The sequence below is a fragment of the Pseudoxanthomonas sp. CF385 genome (assembly GCF_900104255.1).
Taxonomy (GTDB): Bacteria; Pseudomonadota; Gammaproteobacteria; order Xanthomonadales; family Xanthomonadaceae; genus Pseudoxanthomonas_A.
The window spans coordinates 262,385-279,512 of sequence record NZ_FNKZ01000001.1 but is presented as its reverse complement, the minus strand read 5'-3'; the positions used below and the strand labels follow the sequence as shown (position 1 = coordinate 279,512).

The window sequence follows — 17,128 nt, the reverse complement described above, 5'->3', positions numbered from 1 at the left end:
TGGCCCGCGCCCGCGTGGCCGGCGACAATACGCCCCCCCGGCGGCCCCACGCCGCCCGCACGCCGAGCCCCATGACCGCCTTCGTTTCCCCCGACCGCATCCGCGGCCTGTTCGCCCAGGCCATGTCCGACATGTACCGCGCCGAGGTGCCGCTGTACGGCGACCTGATCACGCTGGTCGGCGACATCAACACGACGACACTGCAGCGCGACGCCGCCCTGGCCGAGCGCCTGCAGCGCACCGGCGAAACCGAGCGCCTGGACCTGGAGCGCCACGGCGCGATCCGCGTCGGCACGCCGGCGGAACTGGCGATGCTGGGCCGTGTGTTCGCGTTGATGGGCATGCATCCGGTGGGCTACTACGACCTCACCGTGGCCGGCGTGCCGGTGCATGCGACCGCGTTCCGCCCACTGACCGAAGCCGCGCTGGCCGCCAACCCGTTCCGCATCTTCACCTCGCTGCTGCGCCTGGAGCTGATCGCCGACGCGACGCTGCGCGCGGAAGCCGAGGCGATCCTGGCCAAGCGCGACATCTTCACCGCCGGCGCGCGCGCGCTGGTGGACCAGGCCGAACGCGACGGCGGGCTGGACGATGCCGATGCGCAGCGCTTCGTTGCCGAAGTGCTCGAGACCTTCCGCTGGCATGGCGACGCGACCGTCTCGCTGCAGACCTACCGCGCGCTGCACGGTCTGCACCGGCTGGTCGCCGACGTGGTCAGCTTCCGCGGCCCGCACATCAACCACCTCACCCCGCGCACGCTGGACATCGATGCCGCCCAGGCGGCGATGCTGGAGCGCGGCATCCAGGCCAAGGCGTTGATCGAAGGCCCGCCGCGCCGCGCGGTGCCGATCCTGCTGCGGCAGACCAGCTTCAAGGCGCTGGAAGAGGAAGTCGCCTTCCCCGACGCCACCGGCACGCTGGTGCCCGGCAGCCACAGCGCGCGCTTCGGCGAGATCGAACAGCGCGGCCTGGCGCTGACGCCCGCCGGGCGCGAGCTCTACGACCGCCTGCTCGCGCAGGTGCGCCAGGCCGGCGGCGCCGGCAACACGTCGGCGGACTATCCGCAGCGGCTGGCGGCGGCGTTCGCGGCCTTCCCCGATGATGAGACCACGCTGCGCCGCGACGGACTGGGGTACTTCCGTTACCGCGTCACCGCGACCGGCGCTGCGTTGCCGGCCGCCGAGCGAGCGGCGATGACGCCCGACGCCCTCGTCGCGGCCGGCCATGCCGTCGCCGATCCCATCGTCTACGAGGACTTCCTGCCGGTCAGCGCGGCGGGCATCTTCCAGTCCAACCTCGGCGGCGGCGAACAGCGCGCCTACGACGCGCATGCGAACCAGGACGCGTTCGAGACCGCGCTCGGCGCGACGATCCACGACCCGTTCGCGCTGTACGCGCAGGCACAGGACGCTTCGGTCGCCGCGCTGCGCGGCTAAGGCTTCATATGCCCTCTCCCTGCGCCAGCGGGGAGAGGGTGCCGAAGGCGGGTGAGGGGCGAACGGAGTCCCACCCCCAACGCGTTTAGTCGGCAAAACGTTCGCGATCTTGGTGTCGCGCGCGGATCATCATCGCGCCTGCCCCTCATCCGCCGTTAGGGCACCTTCTCCCCGCAGGCGGGGCGAAGGAGAAATCCGTGAAACCCGCGCCAGTCCGACACCCGCTGTTCCACACAACATTTGGTGTTGACGCTTCCGGCATGCCCCACTATGTTGTGGCCGTCGGTTCCGGTGGTCGCAAGCCACGGGATTAAAACGGGAAGCCGGTGACGCGTTCGCGCCACTCCGGCACTGCCCCGCAGCGGTAATTGGGAACGAACCCGCCACCAGCACTGGGGCCTTGCCCTGGGAAGCGGCGGACGTAGGAAGAAGGCACGTCCTTCCCGCCCATGAGTCCGAAGACCTGCCGACAGCCGCGCGTAGCACACCGCGCGGTGCCGGCCGCGGAATCTCCGGGGGGAGAGGGCTGGCGAAGCAGGGCACGCCGGTCTTCCGTCCGCGCGATCTCGCCCCCTGCGACGCCGCTTCCCCACTGTGATCCTCCATCCGGCCTTGCGCAGCCCCGCGAGGGACGGGCCGCCGCGTGCACCACGCATGGAGGATTCTCGTGACCCAGATCGACAGCGCCGTCGCCGACGCCGGCACCACCCCGTCCCAGAAGGACGCCTTTTCGCTGACCCCGCCGCCCACCGCCACCGCGATGAGCGTGACCAAGCGCAACGGCGGCCGCGAGCCGGTGGACCTCAACAAGATCGTGCGCGCGGTGCAGCGCAACTGCGAAGGCCTGCACGCCATCGACCCGATGCGCGTGGCCACCCGCACCATCTCCGGCCTGTACGACGGCGCCAGCACGCGCGAACTGGACGAACTGTCGATCCGCACCGCCGCGCTGCTGACCGGCGAGGAACCCGAATACAGCCGCCTGGCCGCACGCCTGCTGGCCGGCTACATCGTCAAGGAAGTCACCGGCCAGGAGATCCACGCGTTCTCGCAGTCGGTCACCCGCGGCCACGAAGTCGGCCTGATCAACGACCGCCTGCTGAACTTCGTACAGACCAACGCACGCAAGCTCAACGATGCGCTGGACGCCTCGCTCGACCTGCACTTCGACTACTTCGGCCTGCGCACGCTGTACGACCGCTACCTGCTGCGCCACCCGCACACCCGCAAGGTCATCGAGACGCCGCAGCAGTTCTTCCTGCGCATCGCCTGCGCGCTGAGCGAAGACGTGCCCGAAGCGCTGGCGCTGTATCGCCGCATGGGCAACCTGGACTACCTGCCCAGCTCGCCGACGCTGTTCAACAGCGGCACCACGCACGAGCAGCTGTCCTCGTGCTTCCTGTTGGACTCGCCGCAGGACACGCTGGAGTCGATCTACGCCAAGTACGGCGACATCGCCCAGCTGAGCAAGTTCAGCGGCGGCATCGGCGTGAGCTACACCCGCGTGCGTTCGCGTGGTTCGCTGATCAAGTCCACCAACGGCCACAGCAACGGCATCGTGCCGTGGCTGAAGACGCTGGATTCCTCGGTCGCGGCGGTCAACCAGGGTGGCAAGCGCAAGGGCGCGGCCTGCGTGTACCTGGAAACCTGGCACGCCGACATCGAAGACTTCCTGGAGCTGCGCGACAACACCGGCGACGAAGCGCGCCGTACGCACAACCTCAATCTGGCCAACTGGGTGCCGGACCTCTTCATGAAGCGCGTCGAAGCCGACCAGGAATGGTCGCTGTTCGATCCACGCGTGGTGCCTGAACTGACCGACCTGTATGGCGCTGCGTTCGAACTGGCCTACACGCAGGCCGAAGCGCAAGGCAAGGCGATGAAGACCACGTCCGCTCGCAAGCTTTACGGCCGGATGATGCGCACGCTGGCCGAGACCGGCAACGGCTGGATGACCTTCAAGGACAAGTGCAACGCCGCGAGCAACCAGACCCTGCGCGCCGGCAACGTCATCCACCTGTCGAACCTGTGCACGGAAATCCTGGAAGTCACCTCGGCGGAAGAAACGGCGGTGTGCAACCTCGGCTCGATCAACCTGGGCCGTCACTTCGATGACGATGGCTGGTTCGATTTCGACAAGCTCGCCGAGACCGTCCGCCTGGCCGTGCGCCAGCTGGACCGCGTGATCGACCTGAACTTCTATCCGATCGAGACCGCGCGCCGCGGCAACCTGCGCTGGCGCCCGGTGGGCCTCGGCTGCATGGGCCTGCAGGACGTGTTCTTCAAGCTGCGCCTGCCGTTCGACAGCGCCGAGGCGCGCGCGCTGTCGGCGAAGATCGCCGAGACCATCTACTTCCACGCGCTGGAGACGTCGGTGGAACTGGCGCAGGAACGTGGCCGCCATCCGTCGTTCGCCGACACGCGCGCCGCCAACGGCGAGCTGCAGTTCGACGCCTGGAACGTGGTTCCGGAGAACGCGGAACGCTGGGATACCCTGCGCGCGCGCATCAAGGAACACGGCCTGCGTAACTCGCTGCTGATCGCGATCGCGCCGACCGCCACGATCGCCTCGATCGCCGGCTGCTACGAGTGCGTGGAGCCGCAGGTGTCCAACCTGTTCAAGCGCGAGACGCTGTCGGGCGACTTCCTGCAGGTCAACCGCTACCTGGTGGACGAGTTGAAGAAGCTCGGCCTGTGGACGCCGGAAACGCGCGATGCGATCAAGCTGGCCGAAGGCTCCATCCAGGGCATCGCGCAGATCCCGGACACGCTGCAGCAGGTCTATCGCACGGCCTGGGAACTGCCGATGCGCTCGCTGATCGACATGGCTGCCGGCCGTGGCGCCTTCATCGACCAGTCGGCCTCGCTGAATCTGTTCATGGAAAGCCCGAACATCGGCGCGATGTCGTCCATGTACATGTACGCATGGAAGCAGGGCATCAAGACCACCTACTACCTGCGCTCGCGCCCGGCCACCAAGATCGCCAAGACCACGGTCAGCAGCACGACGGCCGCAGCGCCGAAGCGCGACTACACGCCGACGGAGGCCATCGCCTGCTCGCTGGAGAACCCGGAAGCCTGCGAGGCCTGCCAGTAACCGCTCCCCTGCGTCGACCCCGGTCGACGGACCCTGGAATCGGAACACGGATGTTCCCGGCGCATGGATGCGCCAGCTTCTGATTCGAGCCCCTCTCCCATCGGGAGAGGGGTTGGGGTGAGGGTACGGCGACATCACGATGTGTCACCGCCGCTACTTTCGCCGCACCCTCATCCGCCCTTCGGGCACCTTCTCCCGGCGGGAGAAGGAGAACCACGAGAACACCGCACCATGTCCGCACACCCCAAGCAGATGCTGCTAGACCCCGGTTTCGAACTGACGCTGCGCCCGATGCGCTACCCGCAGTTCTACGACATGTACCGCGACGCCATCAAGAACACGTGGACGGTGGAGGAGATCAATTTCCAGATCGACATCACCGACCTGCATGCCAAGATGACGCCGGCCGACCGCCACCTGATCCACCGGCTGGTCGCCTTCTTCGCCACCGGCGATTCGATCGTGTCGAACAACCTGGTGCTGAACCTCTACCAGCACCTCAACGCGCCGGAAGCGCGCATGTACCTGTCGAGGCAGCTGTACGAGGAAGCGCTGCACGTGCAGTTCTACCTGACGCTGCTGGACAACTACCTGCCCGACCCGTCGGAGCGCTTCAAGGCCTTCGCCGCGGTGGAGAACATCCCGGCGATCAAGAAGAAGGCCGACTTCTGCTTCAAGTGGATCGACAGCATCCAGGACCTGAAGCGGATCGAGACGCGCGACCAGCGCCGGCAGTTCCTGCTCAACCAGATCTGCTTCGCCGCGTGCATCGAAGGGCTGTTCTTCTTCGCCGCCTTCGCCTACGTCTACTTCTTCCGCTCGCGCGGCCTGCTGCCCGGCCTGGCCAGCGGCACCAACTGGGTGTTCCGCGACGAGAGCTGCCACATGGAGTTCGCGTTCGAATGCGTGCGCACCGTGCGCGAGGAAGAGCCGGACCTGTTCGACGATGTCATGCAGCAGCAGGTCTACGACATGCTGGAGGAGGCCATCGAGTGCGAGGTGCAGTTCGCCGAGGACGTGCTGTCCGGCGGCGTGGCCGGCATCTCCACGCGCGACATGCGCCAATACCTGCAGCATTGCGCCGACCAGCACTTCGCCAAGCTGGGCATGCCCAAGCGCTACGACGTGCGCAACCCACTGCCCTTCATGGAGCTGCAGGACGTGCAGGAGTTGACCAATTTCTTCGAGCGCCGCGTCTCGGCCTACCAGCTGGGCGTGCAGGGCGAAGTCGGCTTCGACCACGCGTTCTGAGGCGTCGCGATGGCTGACGTGGGAGCGACGTAAGTCGCGATCTCTGCAACGACACGTCCTCATGGCATCCGAAGGCAGCCGTGCGCTTCTCCAGCCTTGTCGCGACTCACGTCGCTCCCACAAGGGCTTGCGCTATGCTGCCGCCGGGAGCACGCGAACCGGAGCACCACCATGACTGAACTGGCCAACGCCGAAGCGCGCCCGCTCGAGGCCCGCCTGCTGCACATGGTCTTTCCCGACCACACCAACCACCTGGGCACGCTGTTCGGCGGCCAGGCGCTGGCGTGGATGGACATGTCCGCCTTCATCGTCGCCTCCCGCTACGCCCGCTCCACGGTGGTCACCGCGCGCTCGGAGCAGGTGGACTTCAACCAGCCGATCCACAAGGGCGACCTGGTGGAAGTCGTCGCGCGCGTGGTGAAGGTCGGCCGCAGCTCGATGAACGTCGACGTGGAAGTCATCACCGAGAACCTGCTGACCGGCGAGCGCAAGCTGTGCACGCGCGGTCACTTCGTGATGATCGCGCTCGACCCGCTCGGCCGGCCCACGCCCGCACCGCCGCTGCCCCCGGCGATCGCGCAGGATTGAAGCGACGTGGGGCGGGCCCTTGCCCGCCACCACGTTGCGACGACCGTCAGGCCGCCTGCGCGCGTCCGCCACGCAAGGCATGCGCTGCTTCCACCATCCGCTCCAGCGCCGTACGCACCTCGGGCCAGCCCCGCGTCTTCAAGCCGCAGTCCGGATTGACCCAGATCTGCTCGGGCGCCAGTACGGCGCGGGCGCGCTCCAGCAGGTCGATCATCTCGCCCGTGGTCGGGATGCGCGGCGAGTGGATGTCGTACACGCCGGGACCGATCTCGTTGGGATAGCGGAACCTCACGAACGCCTCCAGCAGTTCCATCCGCGAACGCGAGGTTTCGATGGAGATGACGTCGGCGTCCATCGCCGCCACGGCTTCGATGATGTCGTTGAACTCCGAGTAGCACATGTGGGTGTGGATCTGGGTGTCGTCCTTCACACCGGACGCACTGATGCGGAAGCACTCCACGGCCCAGGCCAGGTAGGCCTGCCAGTCCGCGCGACGCAACGGCAGGCCTTCGCGCAGGGCCGGTTCGTCGATCTGGATCACGCCGATGCCGGCCGCCTCCAGGTCCAGCACTTCGTCACGCAGGGCGAGCGCGATCTGCCGGCAGGTCTGCGCACGCGCCTGGTCGTCGCGCACGAACGACCACTGCAGCACGGTGACCGGTCCGGTCAGCATGCCCTTCATCGGCCGCTCGGTCAGCGACTGCGCGTACCGCGTCCAGCGCACCGTCATCGGCGCGGGGCGCGACACGTCGCCGTAGATGATCGGCGGCTTCACGCAGCGCGAGCCATAGCTCTGTACCCACCCGTTCTTGGTGAAGGCGAACCCGTCCAGCTGCTCGCCGAAGTACTCCACCATGTCGTTGCGCTCGAACTCGCCATGCACCAGCACGTCGAGGCCGATCTCTTCCTGGATGTGCACGCAGCGCGCGGTCTCGGCTTCGAGGAAGGCATCGTACCCGGCGTCGGACAGCGTGCCGCTCTTGTGGCGCGCGCGCGCCTCGCGCACCTCGTGCGTCTGCGGGAACGAGCCAATCGTCGTGGTCGGGAACGCCGGCAGCGCGAATCGCGCCTGCTGGGCAAGACGACGCTGCGGGTACGGCACATCACGATGGATGTCGGCCGCCTCGGGCGAGGCCAGCCGCGCCGCGACAGCGGGGCGGTGCACCCGTCCCGAGTGGCGACGCGATTCGATGCGATCGCGCGCCACCGCCAGCGCGGGGTCCGCCGTGCGCGGATCGCGCAGCGCGTCGGCCAGCAGGCGCAGTTCCTCGATTTTCTGCCGGGCAAAGGCCAGCCATGACTTCAGGTCGGATGGCAGCGCCTTCTCGCCGATGACGTCCACCGGCACGTGCAGCAGCGAGCACGACGGCGCCAGCCACAGCTGGCCGAGCTCCAGGTGGCCTTGCGCGTACCTGGCCAGGATCAACGCGTTGTCCAGGTTCGTGCGCCAGATGTTGCGGCCATCCACCAGGCCCACCGACAGCACGCGGCCACGCGGCCACTGCTTCAGCACGTCGTCCAGCTGTTCCTTGCCGCGCACCAGGTCCACGTGCAGGCCGTCGACCGGCAGCGCGCAGGCCAGCGGCAGCTGCGCATCGAGCCGACCGAAGTACGTCGCCAGCAGCAGGCGCGGACGGACGGTCTTCGCCAGCGTCGCGTACGCGCGCAGGTAGGCCGAACGGGTGGCCTCATCCAGGTCCAGCACCAGGCAGGGCTCATCGAGCTGCACCCAGTCCGCACCCGCCGCATGCAGCTTCGTCAGCAGCTCCGCGTATACCGGCAACAGGCGGTCGAGCAGCGCCAGCCGGTCACTGCCGTCCACCGTTTTCGCCAGCAGCAGGAAGCTCACCGGCCCGAGCAGCACGGGGCGCGTCGCGTGGCCCTGGGCACGTGCTTCAAGGTACTCGGCCACCGGCTTGTCGCCGCGCAACCGGAAACTCTGCCCGGCGTGCAGCTCCGGCACGAGGTAGTGGTAGTTGGTGTCGAACCACTTGGTCATCTCCAGCGCGCGCAGGTCCACGCCGTCCTTTTGCAGGCCGCGCGCGAGGGTGAAGTAGCCGGCCAACGGATCGGCATCGGCCAGTGCGCGGTAGGCGTCGGGCAGGGCGTCGAACAGGAACGCCGTATCCAGCACGTGGTCGTACAGCGAAAAGTCGTTGCAGGGGACGACATCGGCGCCGGCATTGCGTTGCAGCTGCCAGTGGCGATGGCGCAGGTCGCGTGCGGTGTCCTGCAGCGCGTCGGCGCTGCTTTCGCCGCGCCAGTAGCGTTCGAGTGCGGTCTTCAGTTCGCGCTTCACGCCGATGCGCGGGAAGCCGAGGGTGGTAACGGTGGTCATGGTGCGTGTCCTCATGCAAGCAGTGATGAGGAACGAAGGAACCGCGCGCCGGGCACGCGCCCGCCACGCCAGCGACCTTCGCCCCCGCGGGCGAGCCGGAGTGCCGGGAGGAAGGCGCAGGAGGACGCATCCGGGCAGGCGCGCGCGGACACGGGCTCCGGCCGCCTCCCCTCGGAAGCTCCAGGTCAGACGGAAGACGGTCGTGTCTTCCGGCCAGGGCAGGTCTTCGGGCTCATGGACGGGCGCGTGTGCGCTGGCCTACTTCCCACCGCTTCCCGGCCCGCGAGGACCAGTGCTGTTGACGGGGTTCGTTTCCAAATACCGCTGCGGGGCAGCGCCGGAATAGGCCCATGGAACAGGCCGCACCGGCTTCCCTTTTAATCCCATCTCTTCATTCGCATGAAGAGATGGAAACCTTGGCGATGCGGACGATACGGCGGTGGGGCGTGGCGCGTCAAGCCAGCGCGGGGTTTGCATCGCTCATACGTCATCTTTAAACGAGCCTGCCTAGGGACACTCAAGCCGTCATGAGTCACGCCTCATCGTTCCCGTCACGCCGAAACCTGCTGAAAGCCGGCCTGTTGTCCCCGCTGGCGTGGGCCTGGCCACGCTCCGCTTCCGCCGCCGCCTGCGACGACGCGGCGGGCTGGATTCCGCCCGAGGCTTTCCTCGATGATCTGCCGCGGTTGATGCAGGCGCTGCGTGTGCCGGGCATCGGGCTGGCGGTGGTCGAGCGGGGCGAGGTGGTGTGGGCGCGCGGGTTCGGCGTGACCCATGCGCTGACGCGCGCGCCGGTGGTGGCGAACACGCTGTTCGAGGACGCCTCGCTGAGCAAGCCGGTGTTCGCCTATCTGGTGCTGCAGCTGGCGGACCAGGGCGTCATCGACCTTGATGCACCGCTGGTGCGCTACCGGCGGATGGACTACCTGGCCGACCATCCGTGGATCGACGCCATCACCGTGCGCGACGTATTGCGCCACTCCACCGGCCTGCCGAACTGGCGCAAGGATCCGGTGACCGAAAAACTGGTGCCCGCCGTGAAGCCCGGCACGCGCATCGACTATTCGGGCGAAGCGATCTTCTGGCTGCAGCTGGTGGTCGAAACGCTGACCGGCGAGAGCCTGGACGAATCGATGCAGCGCCTGCTGTTCGGCCCCGCCGGCATGCAGGGCAGCAGCTACAGCTGGAATGCGGACCTAGCCGCGCGTTCGGTGTACGGGCATCGCGCCGTCGAGGACGAAACGCCCGGCATGCCGCCGCAGATGCTGCGCGAGCAGTGGAGCGCGGCGCAGGTCGTGGCAGACCGCTGGGGCAAGCCGCTGTCGACCTGGCGCTACGAGGATGCCGCGCGCGCGTTGCCCGAGGTGCAGGCGATCACGCCCAAGGGCCTGGTGAACTGGCCCGGTGACATCCTCGCCAATGCCGCCGCGAGCCTGCGCACCACGCCGACCGCGTACGCGCGCTTCATGGCGCTGATGGTGCGCACGCCGCGCGAACCGTGGCAGATCACCGAGGCCACGCGCCGCGCGATGCTGACCAAGCAGATCGACGTGCCCGGCCGCTGGACGGAGAAGGGCCTGGGCTGGAACCTGGAAGCCACGCCGCGCGGGCCGGTCTTCTACCACTCGGGCAGCAACGGCGGCATCTTCAAGAATTTCGCGCTCGGCGATGCCAGCGGCCAGCGTGCGCTGGTGGCGCTGACCAACGGCGGCAGCGGCAACGTGTTGTACCGGCGTGTGGTGCGCGCCGCCACCGGCCACGACCTGCTCGCATTCGATCTGTAGCTACAGGCCCTGGAACACGAACGGTTCCGCGGGCCTGAAATCCTTCACCGCGTTGCCGGCGAACACGTTGCGCTGGTCCGCACCCAGGTCCAGGCGCAGCACCTTGCCGGTCTCCCTCGAGAAGTCCACGTCCTTGAGATCCACCCAGAACGTGTTCGGCGTCAGCGCGGATTCGAAGAAATAGAGCTTGCGCTTGTGGTCGGCGACGGTCCGCCAGCGCGTGGAGGAGATGTTGGGCTCTTCCGGCGTGTTGATGCCGAACGGTACCGACGTGTTGCGGATCACGCTGAAGACGCTGGCCAGCGCCTTCACCGGATCCTCGGCCTTCGGGATCGCATTGACGTAGAACGAGGCGCGCGCGAAGCGGTCTGCGGCGCGGTTGGTGCCCGGCAGCATCACCGTGCCACCGATCTGCTTCCAATAGGCATTGAGCGCCAGCTGCTGGTCGAACACCGGCGAGTTGGTCATCACTTGGTACCGGCGATCATGGTGAATCACCTGCTTGCCGTCGATGTATTCGATGATGGCGCTGTCGCCACTGGCATCGGACATCGACAGGTGCAGCGTGGTCAGCCGGTCCTCCCCGGGCACCTTGTCGGTCACGACGGTGAAAGGCTGCTTGCGCAAGGCGTCGACGGCCTCCTTCACGCTGCCGTAGTTGTCGAGCACGTATTGGGCCCACGCCGCGATGCTCAGGCCGGGGCCGCGTCCGTCGTAGGCGGGATATTCGGATTCGACCAGCCAGAGCACGTTGGCGACCAGGCCGGCTTCGTTCATGCCGTCGGTGGTGGAGATGTCGTAGCCCGTCGCGATGACGCTGCCGTACTTCGATGTCCATTTCACCGAGTGGGGCCCGGCCTGCCCGCTGCGGGCCATGCCGCGGGGGAAGATCCACAGGTTCGTCGCCACGTCGTTCTTCCAGTCCATCGAACGGGCGGTGATCACGTCGTCGTTGGCGCCGAGATAGACGACGCGGGTACAGGCATCGGCGGGCGGCGTGGCGGCGAGCGAGGACAGGAGGGCGGCGGCGAGCGCGAGCGGCATGACGAAGCGACGATCCATGACGGTCTCCGTGAAGGGGGAACAGGCGGTGCGAGACGGGCGCCCGCCCGTTAGGCCGGCGGGTGTGTTAAACAGCGATCCTCAGCCGCCCCCGAGATGCTGCCATGGCCCTCCCCCCGCTGCTGTACCGTTCGTCCACCCGCGCGACGTCGCTGGCCCTCGCCGTCATGGCGCTCACCGCCTGCGTCAGCACACCGGGCCCGCAGGTCGCCGGCAGCGGCACCTGCCGCGATGCGTCGCTCGGCTGGGCGGTCGGCCAGCCGGCCGACGAAGCCACCCTGCGCCGCCTCTCCAGCGAGAGCGGCGCGGGCCTGGTCAATCCGATCGGCCCCAGCACCGTGGTGAAGCACGACACGCGCAGCGACCGCCTGCGCGTCTACATCGACGCCAACAACCGCATCACCGCGGCGCGCTGCGAGTAAGCAGAAGGCGATGAGCCCTGTTGCCCCCAGACCGATGGGCTTGGTCCTTGGAGGACTGTCGATCGCCGTGGGCGTCTTCAACTGGCTGTGGATCTTCTACGCCTGGGACGCGGCATGGCACATGGGGTCGCCCCTGCGCAGGCATTCGAAGCACGTGGTGGCCTCCCTCACGGGCGATCACGCATACGTGGCCAGGGATTCCCACAGCACGGGCTTGGTGCTGATCGACGTCCTCGGTAATACGTTCTGGGTGATGTTCGCGTCGGGCGCGTTCCTGGTCACCGTCGGCCTGCTTCTCATCTACCTTTCAATCCGCGAGCGCCGTCTGCAATACACGGTGTCGGAATCCCCATCCCACGATCCACGCGGGCCCAGCCCGCTCAGCGGGTCGGCCTGATCCAAGCACCGAATCCATGCGTCGCGACCACATCCTCACGCTGTCCTGCCCGGACACCACCGGCATCGTCTACCGGGTCACCGGGCTGCTGTTCGACGCCGGCTGCAACATCCTCGATGCGCAGCAGTTCGGCGACGAGGAATCCGGCCGCTTCTTCCTGCGCGTGCACTTCGACCTGCCGGAAGCCATCTCCGCCGAAGCGCTGCAGGCACGGTTCCAGCCGCTGGCCGAGGCGTTCGCGATGGACTGGCAGTTGCGCGACGCACGCCACAAGGCGCGGCTGATGGTGCTGGTCAGCAAACAGGGGCACTGCCTCAACGACCTGCTGTTCCGCGTGCACAGCCGGCAGCTGCCGGTCGAGATCGCCTGCGTGGTCTCCAACCATCCCGACTTCGCGCCATTGGCGCAGTCGTACGGCGTAGCCTTCCACCACCTGCCGGTGACCGCCGACCATCGCGACGAGCAGGAACAGCGGATCATCGACCTGGTGGAACGCGAACGGATCGACCTGGTCGTGCTGGCCCGCTACATGCAGATCCTCTCGCCGACGCTGTGCGACGCGCTGTCCGGGCGCGCCATCAACATCCACCACAGCTTCCTGCCCAGCTTCAAGGGCGCCAAGCCCTACCACCAGGCGCACGCGCGCGGGGTCAAGATCATCGGCGCCACCGCGCACTACGTGACGCGCGACCTGGACGAAGGCCCGATCATCGAACAGGACGTCGCCCGCGTGGACCACGCGATGACGCCGAAGGAGCTGGTGCGCATGGGCAGCGACATCGAATCGCTGGTGCTGGCCCGCGCCGTGCGTCGCCATACCGAGCACCGCATCCTGCTCAACGGCCACCGCACTGTGGTGTTCCGGTAGGCCTGGCCGGCGTAGGGATAACAGATGTGGGGATAGTCGGTGTGGGAGCGACGTAAGTCGCGAGCGTTTGGTGTTGCCGGAGGAAGAGCTCGCGACTTACGTCGCTCCCACAACCAGCCTTGCCGCCCCGTCTGGAACTCAGCTGCCGACGCGCCGCCGCAGACCCACCAGCACCGCATACACCACCGCCAGCACGACGACGGCCACGCCTATGGCCGTCCATTCGCGCACGCTCAGCGTGGTCAGGATCGCCACCATGCCGACCACCGCCAGCCCCGGCACCAGCGGCCCGCCGCGCAGCACGAAGGGCGCGCCGCGTTCGCGCAGGTCGGTGCGCTGCGCCCGCCACGCAGCGACGCAGACCATCACGTACACCAGGCAGACGGCACCGCCCGAGATCAGCACGAGCGCTTCGAAATTGCCCACCACCGCCAGCAGGCAGGCAATGCCGGCATGCGTGGCCAGCGCGAGCAGCGGCACGCGGTGGCGGGCGCTGACGCGGCCGAAGACCTGCGGCAGATAGCCGTCGCGTCCCAGTGCGAACAGCAACCGCGACGAGCCCAGCAGGTTGCCCAGCAGGAAGCCCGCCATAGAAATGCAGGCGGTGACCAGCAGCGCGATGCGCGCCGGATCCCACAACCGGCCGGCGGCCTCGGCGATCGGCACGCTGCTGCTCGCCAGCGCCGGGCCCAGCACGCCCTGGCAGACGATCTGCAGGCCCAGGTACAGCAGCACCACCAGCAGGATGGCGCTCAACGCCGCGCGCGGCACGCTGCGCGAGGGGTCGCGTACTTCGCCGCCCGGAATCAGTGCCGTCTCCACGCCGGAGTACGCGAACACCACCATCACCATGGCCGCACCCAACGCGGTCCACGACGGCACGTCGGCGAAGGCGAAGCTGATCTGCGTGGTATCGACGAAAGCCAGGCCCAGCACCACCAGCAGGAACAACGGCACCAGCTTCAGCGTGGCCAGCGTCATCACCGCGCGCGCGCCCAGCTTCACGCCGAACGCGTTCAACGCGTAGATCGCGGCATACACGCCCAGCAGCAGCAGCGCGCGCGGCAACGGCGCATCGAAGATCGGCCACAGGCTGGCCGCCTGCAACGACAGCGCGGCCGCCACGCCGGCGCTGGACGCCACGTTGCAGATCCACATCAACGCTCCGGCCAGGAACCCCGGCAGCGTGCCGAACACCGCGCTGACGTACGTGTACGGCCCACCGGTCGCGGAGGCGCGGCTGCCGATGGCGGCGAAGCACAACGCCACCGGCACCATCACCAGCGCACCGGCCAGCAACGCCAGCGGCGCGGCCGCACCGACCTGGGACGACAACGCCGCGGGCATCTTGAAGATGCCACCACCCACGATGATGTTGATGACGGCCGCCGCCAGCGCCAGGCTGCCCACCGCCCGCAGCAACGCGGCATCGCCCTGCAGCGGGCGGGAGGAAGCGGGATCGGCGTCTCGGGTCATGGACGAACAGGCTCTTCAGTGGCCTGCGAGCCTGCCACGCGCGCGTGGCGAATGCGAGCCGCGCGCAGGCATGCGCTCATGGGGATTCGCCATTGGACGCGCGCGCCGCTCGGGCTAGCATCGTCCTCCCCGCCTGTCCCGGATGCCGCCATGCTTCGCGCCCACCGCCTGTCAGCCGCCCTGCTCGTCGCCACCGCACTGGCGGGCACGGACGCCCGCGCGCAGGACGCCACCGCCTTCGCCGCACTGGACCAGGCGCAACCGAAGCTCGTGCAGTGGCGCCGCGACCTCCACCAGCATCCCGAACTGGGCGAACAGGAGACGCGAACCGCGAAGGTCATCGCCGACCACCTGCGCGCGCTCGGCCTGACGGTGCGCACCGGTGTCGGCAAGACCGGCGTCGTCGCGGTGCTGAAGGGCGCCAAGCCCGGCCCGCGCATCGCGCTGCGTGCCGACATGGATGCGCTGCCGGTGACCGAACAGACCGGCCTGCCGTTCGCGTCGAAGGTGAAGGCCGAGTACCGCGGCCAGCCAGTCGGCGTGATGCACGCCTGCGGCCACGATGCGCACGTCGCGGTCCTGATGGGCGTGGCGCAGGCGCTGGTCGCCGCGAAGAACGAGCTCGCCGGCGAGGTGATGTTCGTCTTCCAGCCCGCCGAGGAAGGCCCGCCCGTCGCCGGCCAGACCTTTGGTGCGGCGTTGATGCTGCAGGAAGGCGTGTTCAAGGACTTCAAGCCGGACGCGGTGTTCGGCCTGCACGTCTGGGCCGGCCTGCCTGTGGGCAGCGTGGGCTATCGCAGCGGACCGCTGCTCGCCGCGGCAGATGAGTGGTCGCTGGTGGTGAAGGGCAAGCAGACGCACGGTTCGCGGCCGTGGGACGGCGTGGACCCGATCACCCTGGGCGCGCAGATCCTATTGGGCACGCAGAGCATGATCGCGCGGCAGGTGAACATCGCCACCAGCCCGGTGGTGCTGACCGCGGGCCAGTTCCAGGCCGGCGTGCGCTTCAACATCATCCCCGACGAGGCCACCCTGGTCGGCACGCTGCGGACGTTCGACCCCGCCGTGCGCGAGGACGTGATCGCGCGCTTCCGCCGCATCGCCGACGACTACAGCCATGCCAGTGGCGGCAGCGCCGAGCTGAAGGTGGCCAACAACGCACCGGCTACGATCAACCAGCCCGCCCTCACCCAACGCGTGCGGCCCTCGCTGGACAAGGCCGTCGGCGCGGCGAACGTGGTCGAGATGCCCTTGGTGACCGTGGCCGAGGACTTCTCGCAGTTCGCCAACACCGTGCCGGGCTTCTATTTCTTTGTCGGTTCAACGTCGAAGGGCATCGATCCGGCCACCGCGCCGATCAACCACTCGCCGCAGTTCCTGCTGGACGAACAGGCGCTGCAGACGGGCAGCAAGGCGATGCTGCAGGTAGCGCTGGATTACCTTCGCTCGCCTTGAGGGAGAATGGTTGTGGGAGCGACGTAAGTCGCGATGCTCTTCCCCGGGCCACACGAAAAGCCCGCGACTTACGTCGCTCCCACAACAGCTGAATCAGAACGACGCCAGCCACACCCGCAACGGATGCTGCGGATCCGCCAGCAGGCGGATCGCCAGCGCGATCGATACGGTGACCAGCAGCGGCTTGATGATGCGCGCGCCCTGCTTCATCGCGAAGCGCGAACCGATCTGCGCGCCGAGGAACTGGCCCGCGCCCATCAGCAGGCCGACCTTCCACAGCACCGCGCCGTGCAGCAGGAACACGACGAACGCACCGAGGTTGGAGCCGAAGTTGAGGAACTTAGTGTGCGCGGTCGCCTTGAGGATGCCGAAGCCCGCCAGCGCGACGAAGCCCAGCATCAGGAACGAACCGGTGCCCGGGCCGAACACGCCGTCGTAGAAGCCGATCGCCGGCACGAAGGTCAGCGCGAACACCTGGGGGCGCATCCGCTGGTGGCGGTCCACGTGGCCGATGTCGGGCTTCAGGCCGAAATACACCGCAATGCCCACCAGCAGGAACGGCAGCGCCCATTTCAACCAGTCCACCGGAATGACGGTGGCCAGCAACGCGCCGCCGACGGCACCCAGCGCCGCAGTCAGCACCATCGGCAGCTGGCCCTTGAGGTCGACGTGCCCATGCCGCGCATAAGCCCAGCTGGCCGAGCCCGAGCCGAACAGCGATTGCAGCTTGTTGGTGCCCAGCACCTGCAGCGGCGGGATGCCGGCCAGCAGCATGGCGGGAATGGTGATCATGCCGCCGCCGCCGGCGATGGCATCGATGAAGCCCGCCAGCATCGCGGCGAGGAACAGCAGCAGGAGCACCTGCAGGGCGAGGTCGGGCATGGACATTCCGGCGGGGGACGGAGGCGATCGCCAGCCGTGATAGGCCACACGGAACGCCCGCGTATTCTAAAG

13 protein-coding genes and 2 riboswitches are annotated in these 17,128 nt (G+C 68.1%); of the genes, 9 read left to right on the top strand and 4 right to left on the bottom strand.

The genetic code is table 11. The features are described from left to right. Nucleotides 1–71: 71 nt before the first annotated feature. The 4 genes from BLT45_RS01200 (at nucleotide 72) to BLT45_RS01185 (ending at nucleotide 6,372) form a co-directional block, all read left to right on the top strand. The gene (locus BLT45_RS01200; RefSeq protein ID WP_093294098.1) at nucleotides 72–1,436 is read left to right on the top strand and encodes a 2-oxoadipate dioxygenase/decarboxylase HglS; all 1,365 of its coding nucleotides are present in this window, start codon (nucleotides 72–74) and stop codon (nucleotides 1,434–1,436) included. A gap of 266 nt (nucleotides 1,437–1,702) precedes the next feature. Further along, a riboswitch (cobalamin riboswitch) is annotated at nucleotides 1,703–1,922 on the top strand. A 274-nt stretch (nucleotides 1,923–2,196) separates the two neighbouring features. Then, a complete protein-coding gene (locus BLT45_RS01195; RefSeq protein ID WP_254771827.1) occupies nucleotides 2,197–4,533 on the top strand; it encodes a ribonucleoside-diphosphate reductase subunit alpha in 2,337 nt (778 codons plus the stop codon). A gap of 231 nt (nucleotides 4,534–4,764) precedes the next feature. Continuing rightward, on the top strand, nucleotides 4,765–5,784 hold the full coding sequence (locus tag BLT45_RS01190) for a ribonucleotide-diphosphate reductase subunit beta (RefSeq protein ID WP_093294096.1): 1,020 nt from the start codon (nucleotides 4,765–4,767) through the stop codon (nucleotides 5,782–5,784). A 171-nt stretch (nucleotides 5,785–5,955) separates the two neighbouring features. Continuing rightward, nucleotides 5,956–6,372, top strand: a complete 417-nt coding sequence (locus BLT45_RS01185; protein ID WP_056880016.1) for an acyl-CoA thioesterase — start codon at nucleotides 5,956–5,958, stop codon at nucleotides 6,370–6,372. Between the two features lie 46 nt (nucleotides 6,373–6,418). Here BLT45_RS01185 and metE read toward each other — a convergent pair whose 3' ends face one another. Continuing rightward, nucleotides 6,419–8,710: a 5-methyltetrahydropteroyltriglutamate--homocysteine S-methyltransferase gene (metE, locus tag BLT45_RS01180; protein ID WP_093294094.1), complete on the bottom strand. Its 2,292-nt coding sequence runs from the start codon at nucleotides 8,708–8,710 to the stop codon at nucleotides 6,419–6,421. A 199-nt stretch (nucleotides 8,711–8,909) separates the two neighbouring features. Next, nucleotides 8,910–9,144: riboswitch (cobalamin riboswitch) on the bottom strand. 93 nt (nucleotides 9,145–9,237) lie between these two features. On the opposite strand from metE, the gene BLT45_RS01175 reads away from it, so the two are divergent. Next, nucleotides 9,238–10,494 (top strand): serine hydrolase domain-containing protein, encoded by a 1,257-nt coding sequence (locus tag BLT45_RS01175; protein WP_093294091.1) that lies wholly within the window; start codon nucleotides 9,238–9,240, stop codon nucleotides 10,492–10,494. On the opposite strand, the gene BLT45_RS01170 is transcribed toward BLT45_RS01175, so the two are convergent. After that, nucleotides 10,495–11,556, bottom strand: coding sequence for a linear amide C-N hydrolase (locus tag BLT45_RS01170; RefSeq protein ID WP_093294088.1), 1,062 nt, complete (start codon nucleotides 11,554–11,556; stop codon nucleotides 10,495–10,497). Nucleotides 11,557–11,660: 104 nt separating this feature from the next. Here BLT45_RS01170 and BLT45_RS01165 point away from each other — a divergent pair, with 104 nt between their 5' ends. Genes BLT45_RS01165 through purU form a run of 3 tightly spaced genes read left to right on the top strand, consistent with a single transcriptional unit; the run spans nucleotide 11,661 to nucleotide 13,243 of the window. Then, nucleotides 11,661–11,978, top strand: a complete 318-nt coding sequence (locus BLT45_RS01165; protein ID WP_093294086.1) for a hypothetical protein — start codon at nucleotides 11,661–11,663, stop codon at nucleotides 11,976–11,978. A 10-nt stretch (nucleotides 11,979–11,988) separates the two neighbouring features. After that, a complete protein-coding gene (locus tag BLT45_RS01160) occupies nucleotides 11,989–12,375 on the top strand; it encodes a hypothetical protein (RefSeq protein ID WP_139187852.1) in 387 nt (128 codons plus the stop codon). Between the two features lie 16 nt (nucleotides 12,376–12,391). Then, the gene (gene purU, locus BLT45_RS01155; RefSeq protein ID WP_093294081.1) at nucleotides 12,392–13,243 is read left to right on the top strand and encodes a formyltetrahydrofolate deformylase; all 852 of its coding nucleotides are present in this window, start codon (nucleotides 12,392–12,394) and stop codon (nucleotides 13,241–13,243) included. 138 nt (nucleotides 13,244–13,381) lie between these two features. Here purU and BLT45_RS01150 read toward each other — a convergent pair whose 3' ends face one another. Continuing rightward, entirely contained in the window at nucleotides 13,382–14,719 is a 1,338-nt protein-coding gene (locus BLT45_RS01150) for an APC family permease (protein WP_093294078.1), read from the bottom strand. A gap of 150 nt (nucleotides 14,720–14,869) precedes the next feature. Between BLT45_RS01150 and BLT45_RS01145 the strand changes: the two genes are divergently transcribed. Beyond that, on the top strand, nucleotides 14,870–16,174 hold the full coding sequence (locus tag BLT45_RS01145; RefSeq protein WP_093294076.1) for an amidohydrolase: 1,305 nt from the start codon (nucleotides 14,870–14,872) through the stop codon (nucleotides 16,172–16,174). A 93-nt stretch (nucleotides 16,175–16,267) separates the two neighbouring features. Here the strand turns inward: BLT45_RS01145 and BLT45_RS01140 are convergent, their stop codons facing one another. Beyond that, on the bottom strand, nucleotides 16,268–17,056 hold the full coding sequence (locus BLT45_RS01140; protein WP_093298332.1) for a TSUP family transporter: 789 nt from the start codon (nucleotides 17,054–17,056) through the stop codon (nucleotides 16,268–16,270). Nucleotides 17,057–17,128 lie beyond the last annotated feature (72 nt).

Excerpts from the sequence above, each read along its gene's own strand:
- BLT45_RS01185 (WP_056880016.1), top strand. The coding sequence starts at position 5,956 with ATGACTGAACTGGCCAACGCCGAAGCGCGCCCGCTCGAGGCCCGCCTG.
- BLT45_RS01190 (WP_093294096.1), top strand. The coding sequence starts at position 4,765 with ATGTCCGCACACCCCAAGCAGATGCTGCTAGACCCCGGTTTCGAACTG.
- metE (WP_093294094.1), bottom strand. The coding sequence starts at position 8,710 with ATGACCACCGTTACCACCCTCGGCTTCCCGCGCATCGGCGTGAAGCGC.
- BLT45_RS01200 (WP_093294098.1), top strand. The coding sequence starts at position 72 with ATGACCGCCTTCGTTTCCCCCGACCGCATCCGCGGCCTGTTCGCCCAG.
- BLT45_RS01160 (WP_139187852.1), top strand. The coding sequence starts at position 11,989 with ATGAGCCCTGTTGCCCCCAGACCGATGGGCTTGGTCCTTGGAGGACTG.
- BLT45_RS01140 (WP_093298332.1), bottom strand. The coding sequence starts at position 17,056 with ATGCCCGACCTCGCCCTGCAGGTGCTCCTGCTGCTGTTCCTCGCCGCG.
- BLT45_RS01145 (WP_093294076.1), top strand. The coding sequence starts at position 14,870 with ATGCTTCGCGCCCACCGCCTGTCAGCCGCCCTGCTCGTCGCCACCGCA.
- BLT45_RS01175 (WP_093294091.1), top strand. The coding sequence starts at position 9,238 with ATGAGTCACGCCTCATCGTTCCCGTCACGCCGAAACCTGCTGAAAGCC.
- BLT45_RS01165 (WP_093294086.1), top strand. The coding sequence starts at position 11,661 with ATGGCCCTCCCCCCGCTGCTGTACCGTTCGTCCACCCGCGCGACGTCG.
- BLT45_RS01150 (WP_093294078.1), bottom strand. The coding sequence starts at position 14,719 with ATGACCCGAGACGCCGATCCCGCTTCCTCCCGCCCGCTGCAGGGCGAT.
- BLT45_RS01170 (WP_093294088.1), bottom strand. The coding sequence starts at position 11,556 with ATGGATCGTCGCTTCGTCATGCCGCTCGCGCTCGCCGCCGCCCTCCTG.
- BLT45_RS01195 (WP_254771827.1), top strand. The coding sequence starts at position 2,197 with ATGAGCGTGACCAAGCGCAACGGCGGCCGCGAGCCGGTGGACCTCAAC.
- purU (WP_093294081.1), top strand. The coding sequence starts at position 12,392 with ATGCGTCGCGACCACATCCTCACGCTGTCCTGCCCGGACACCACCGGC.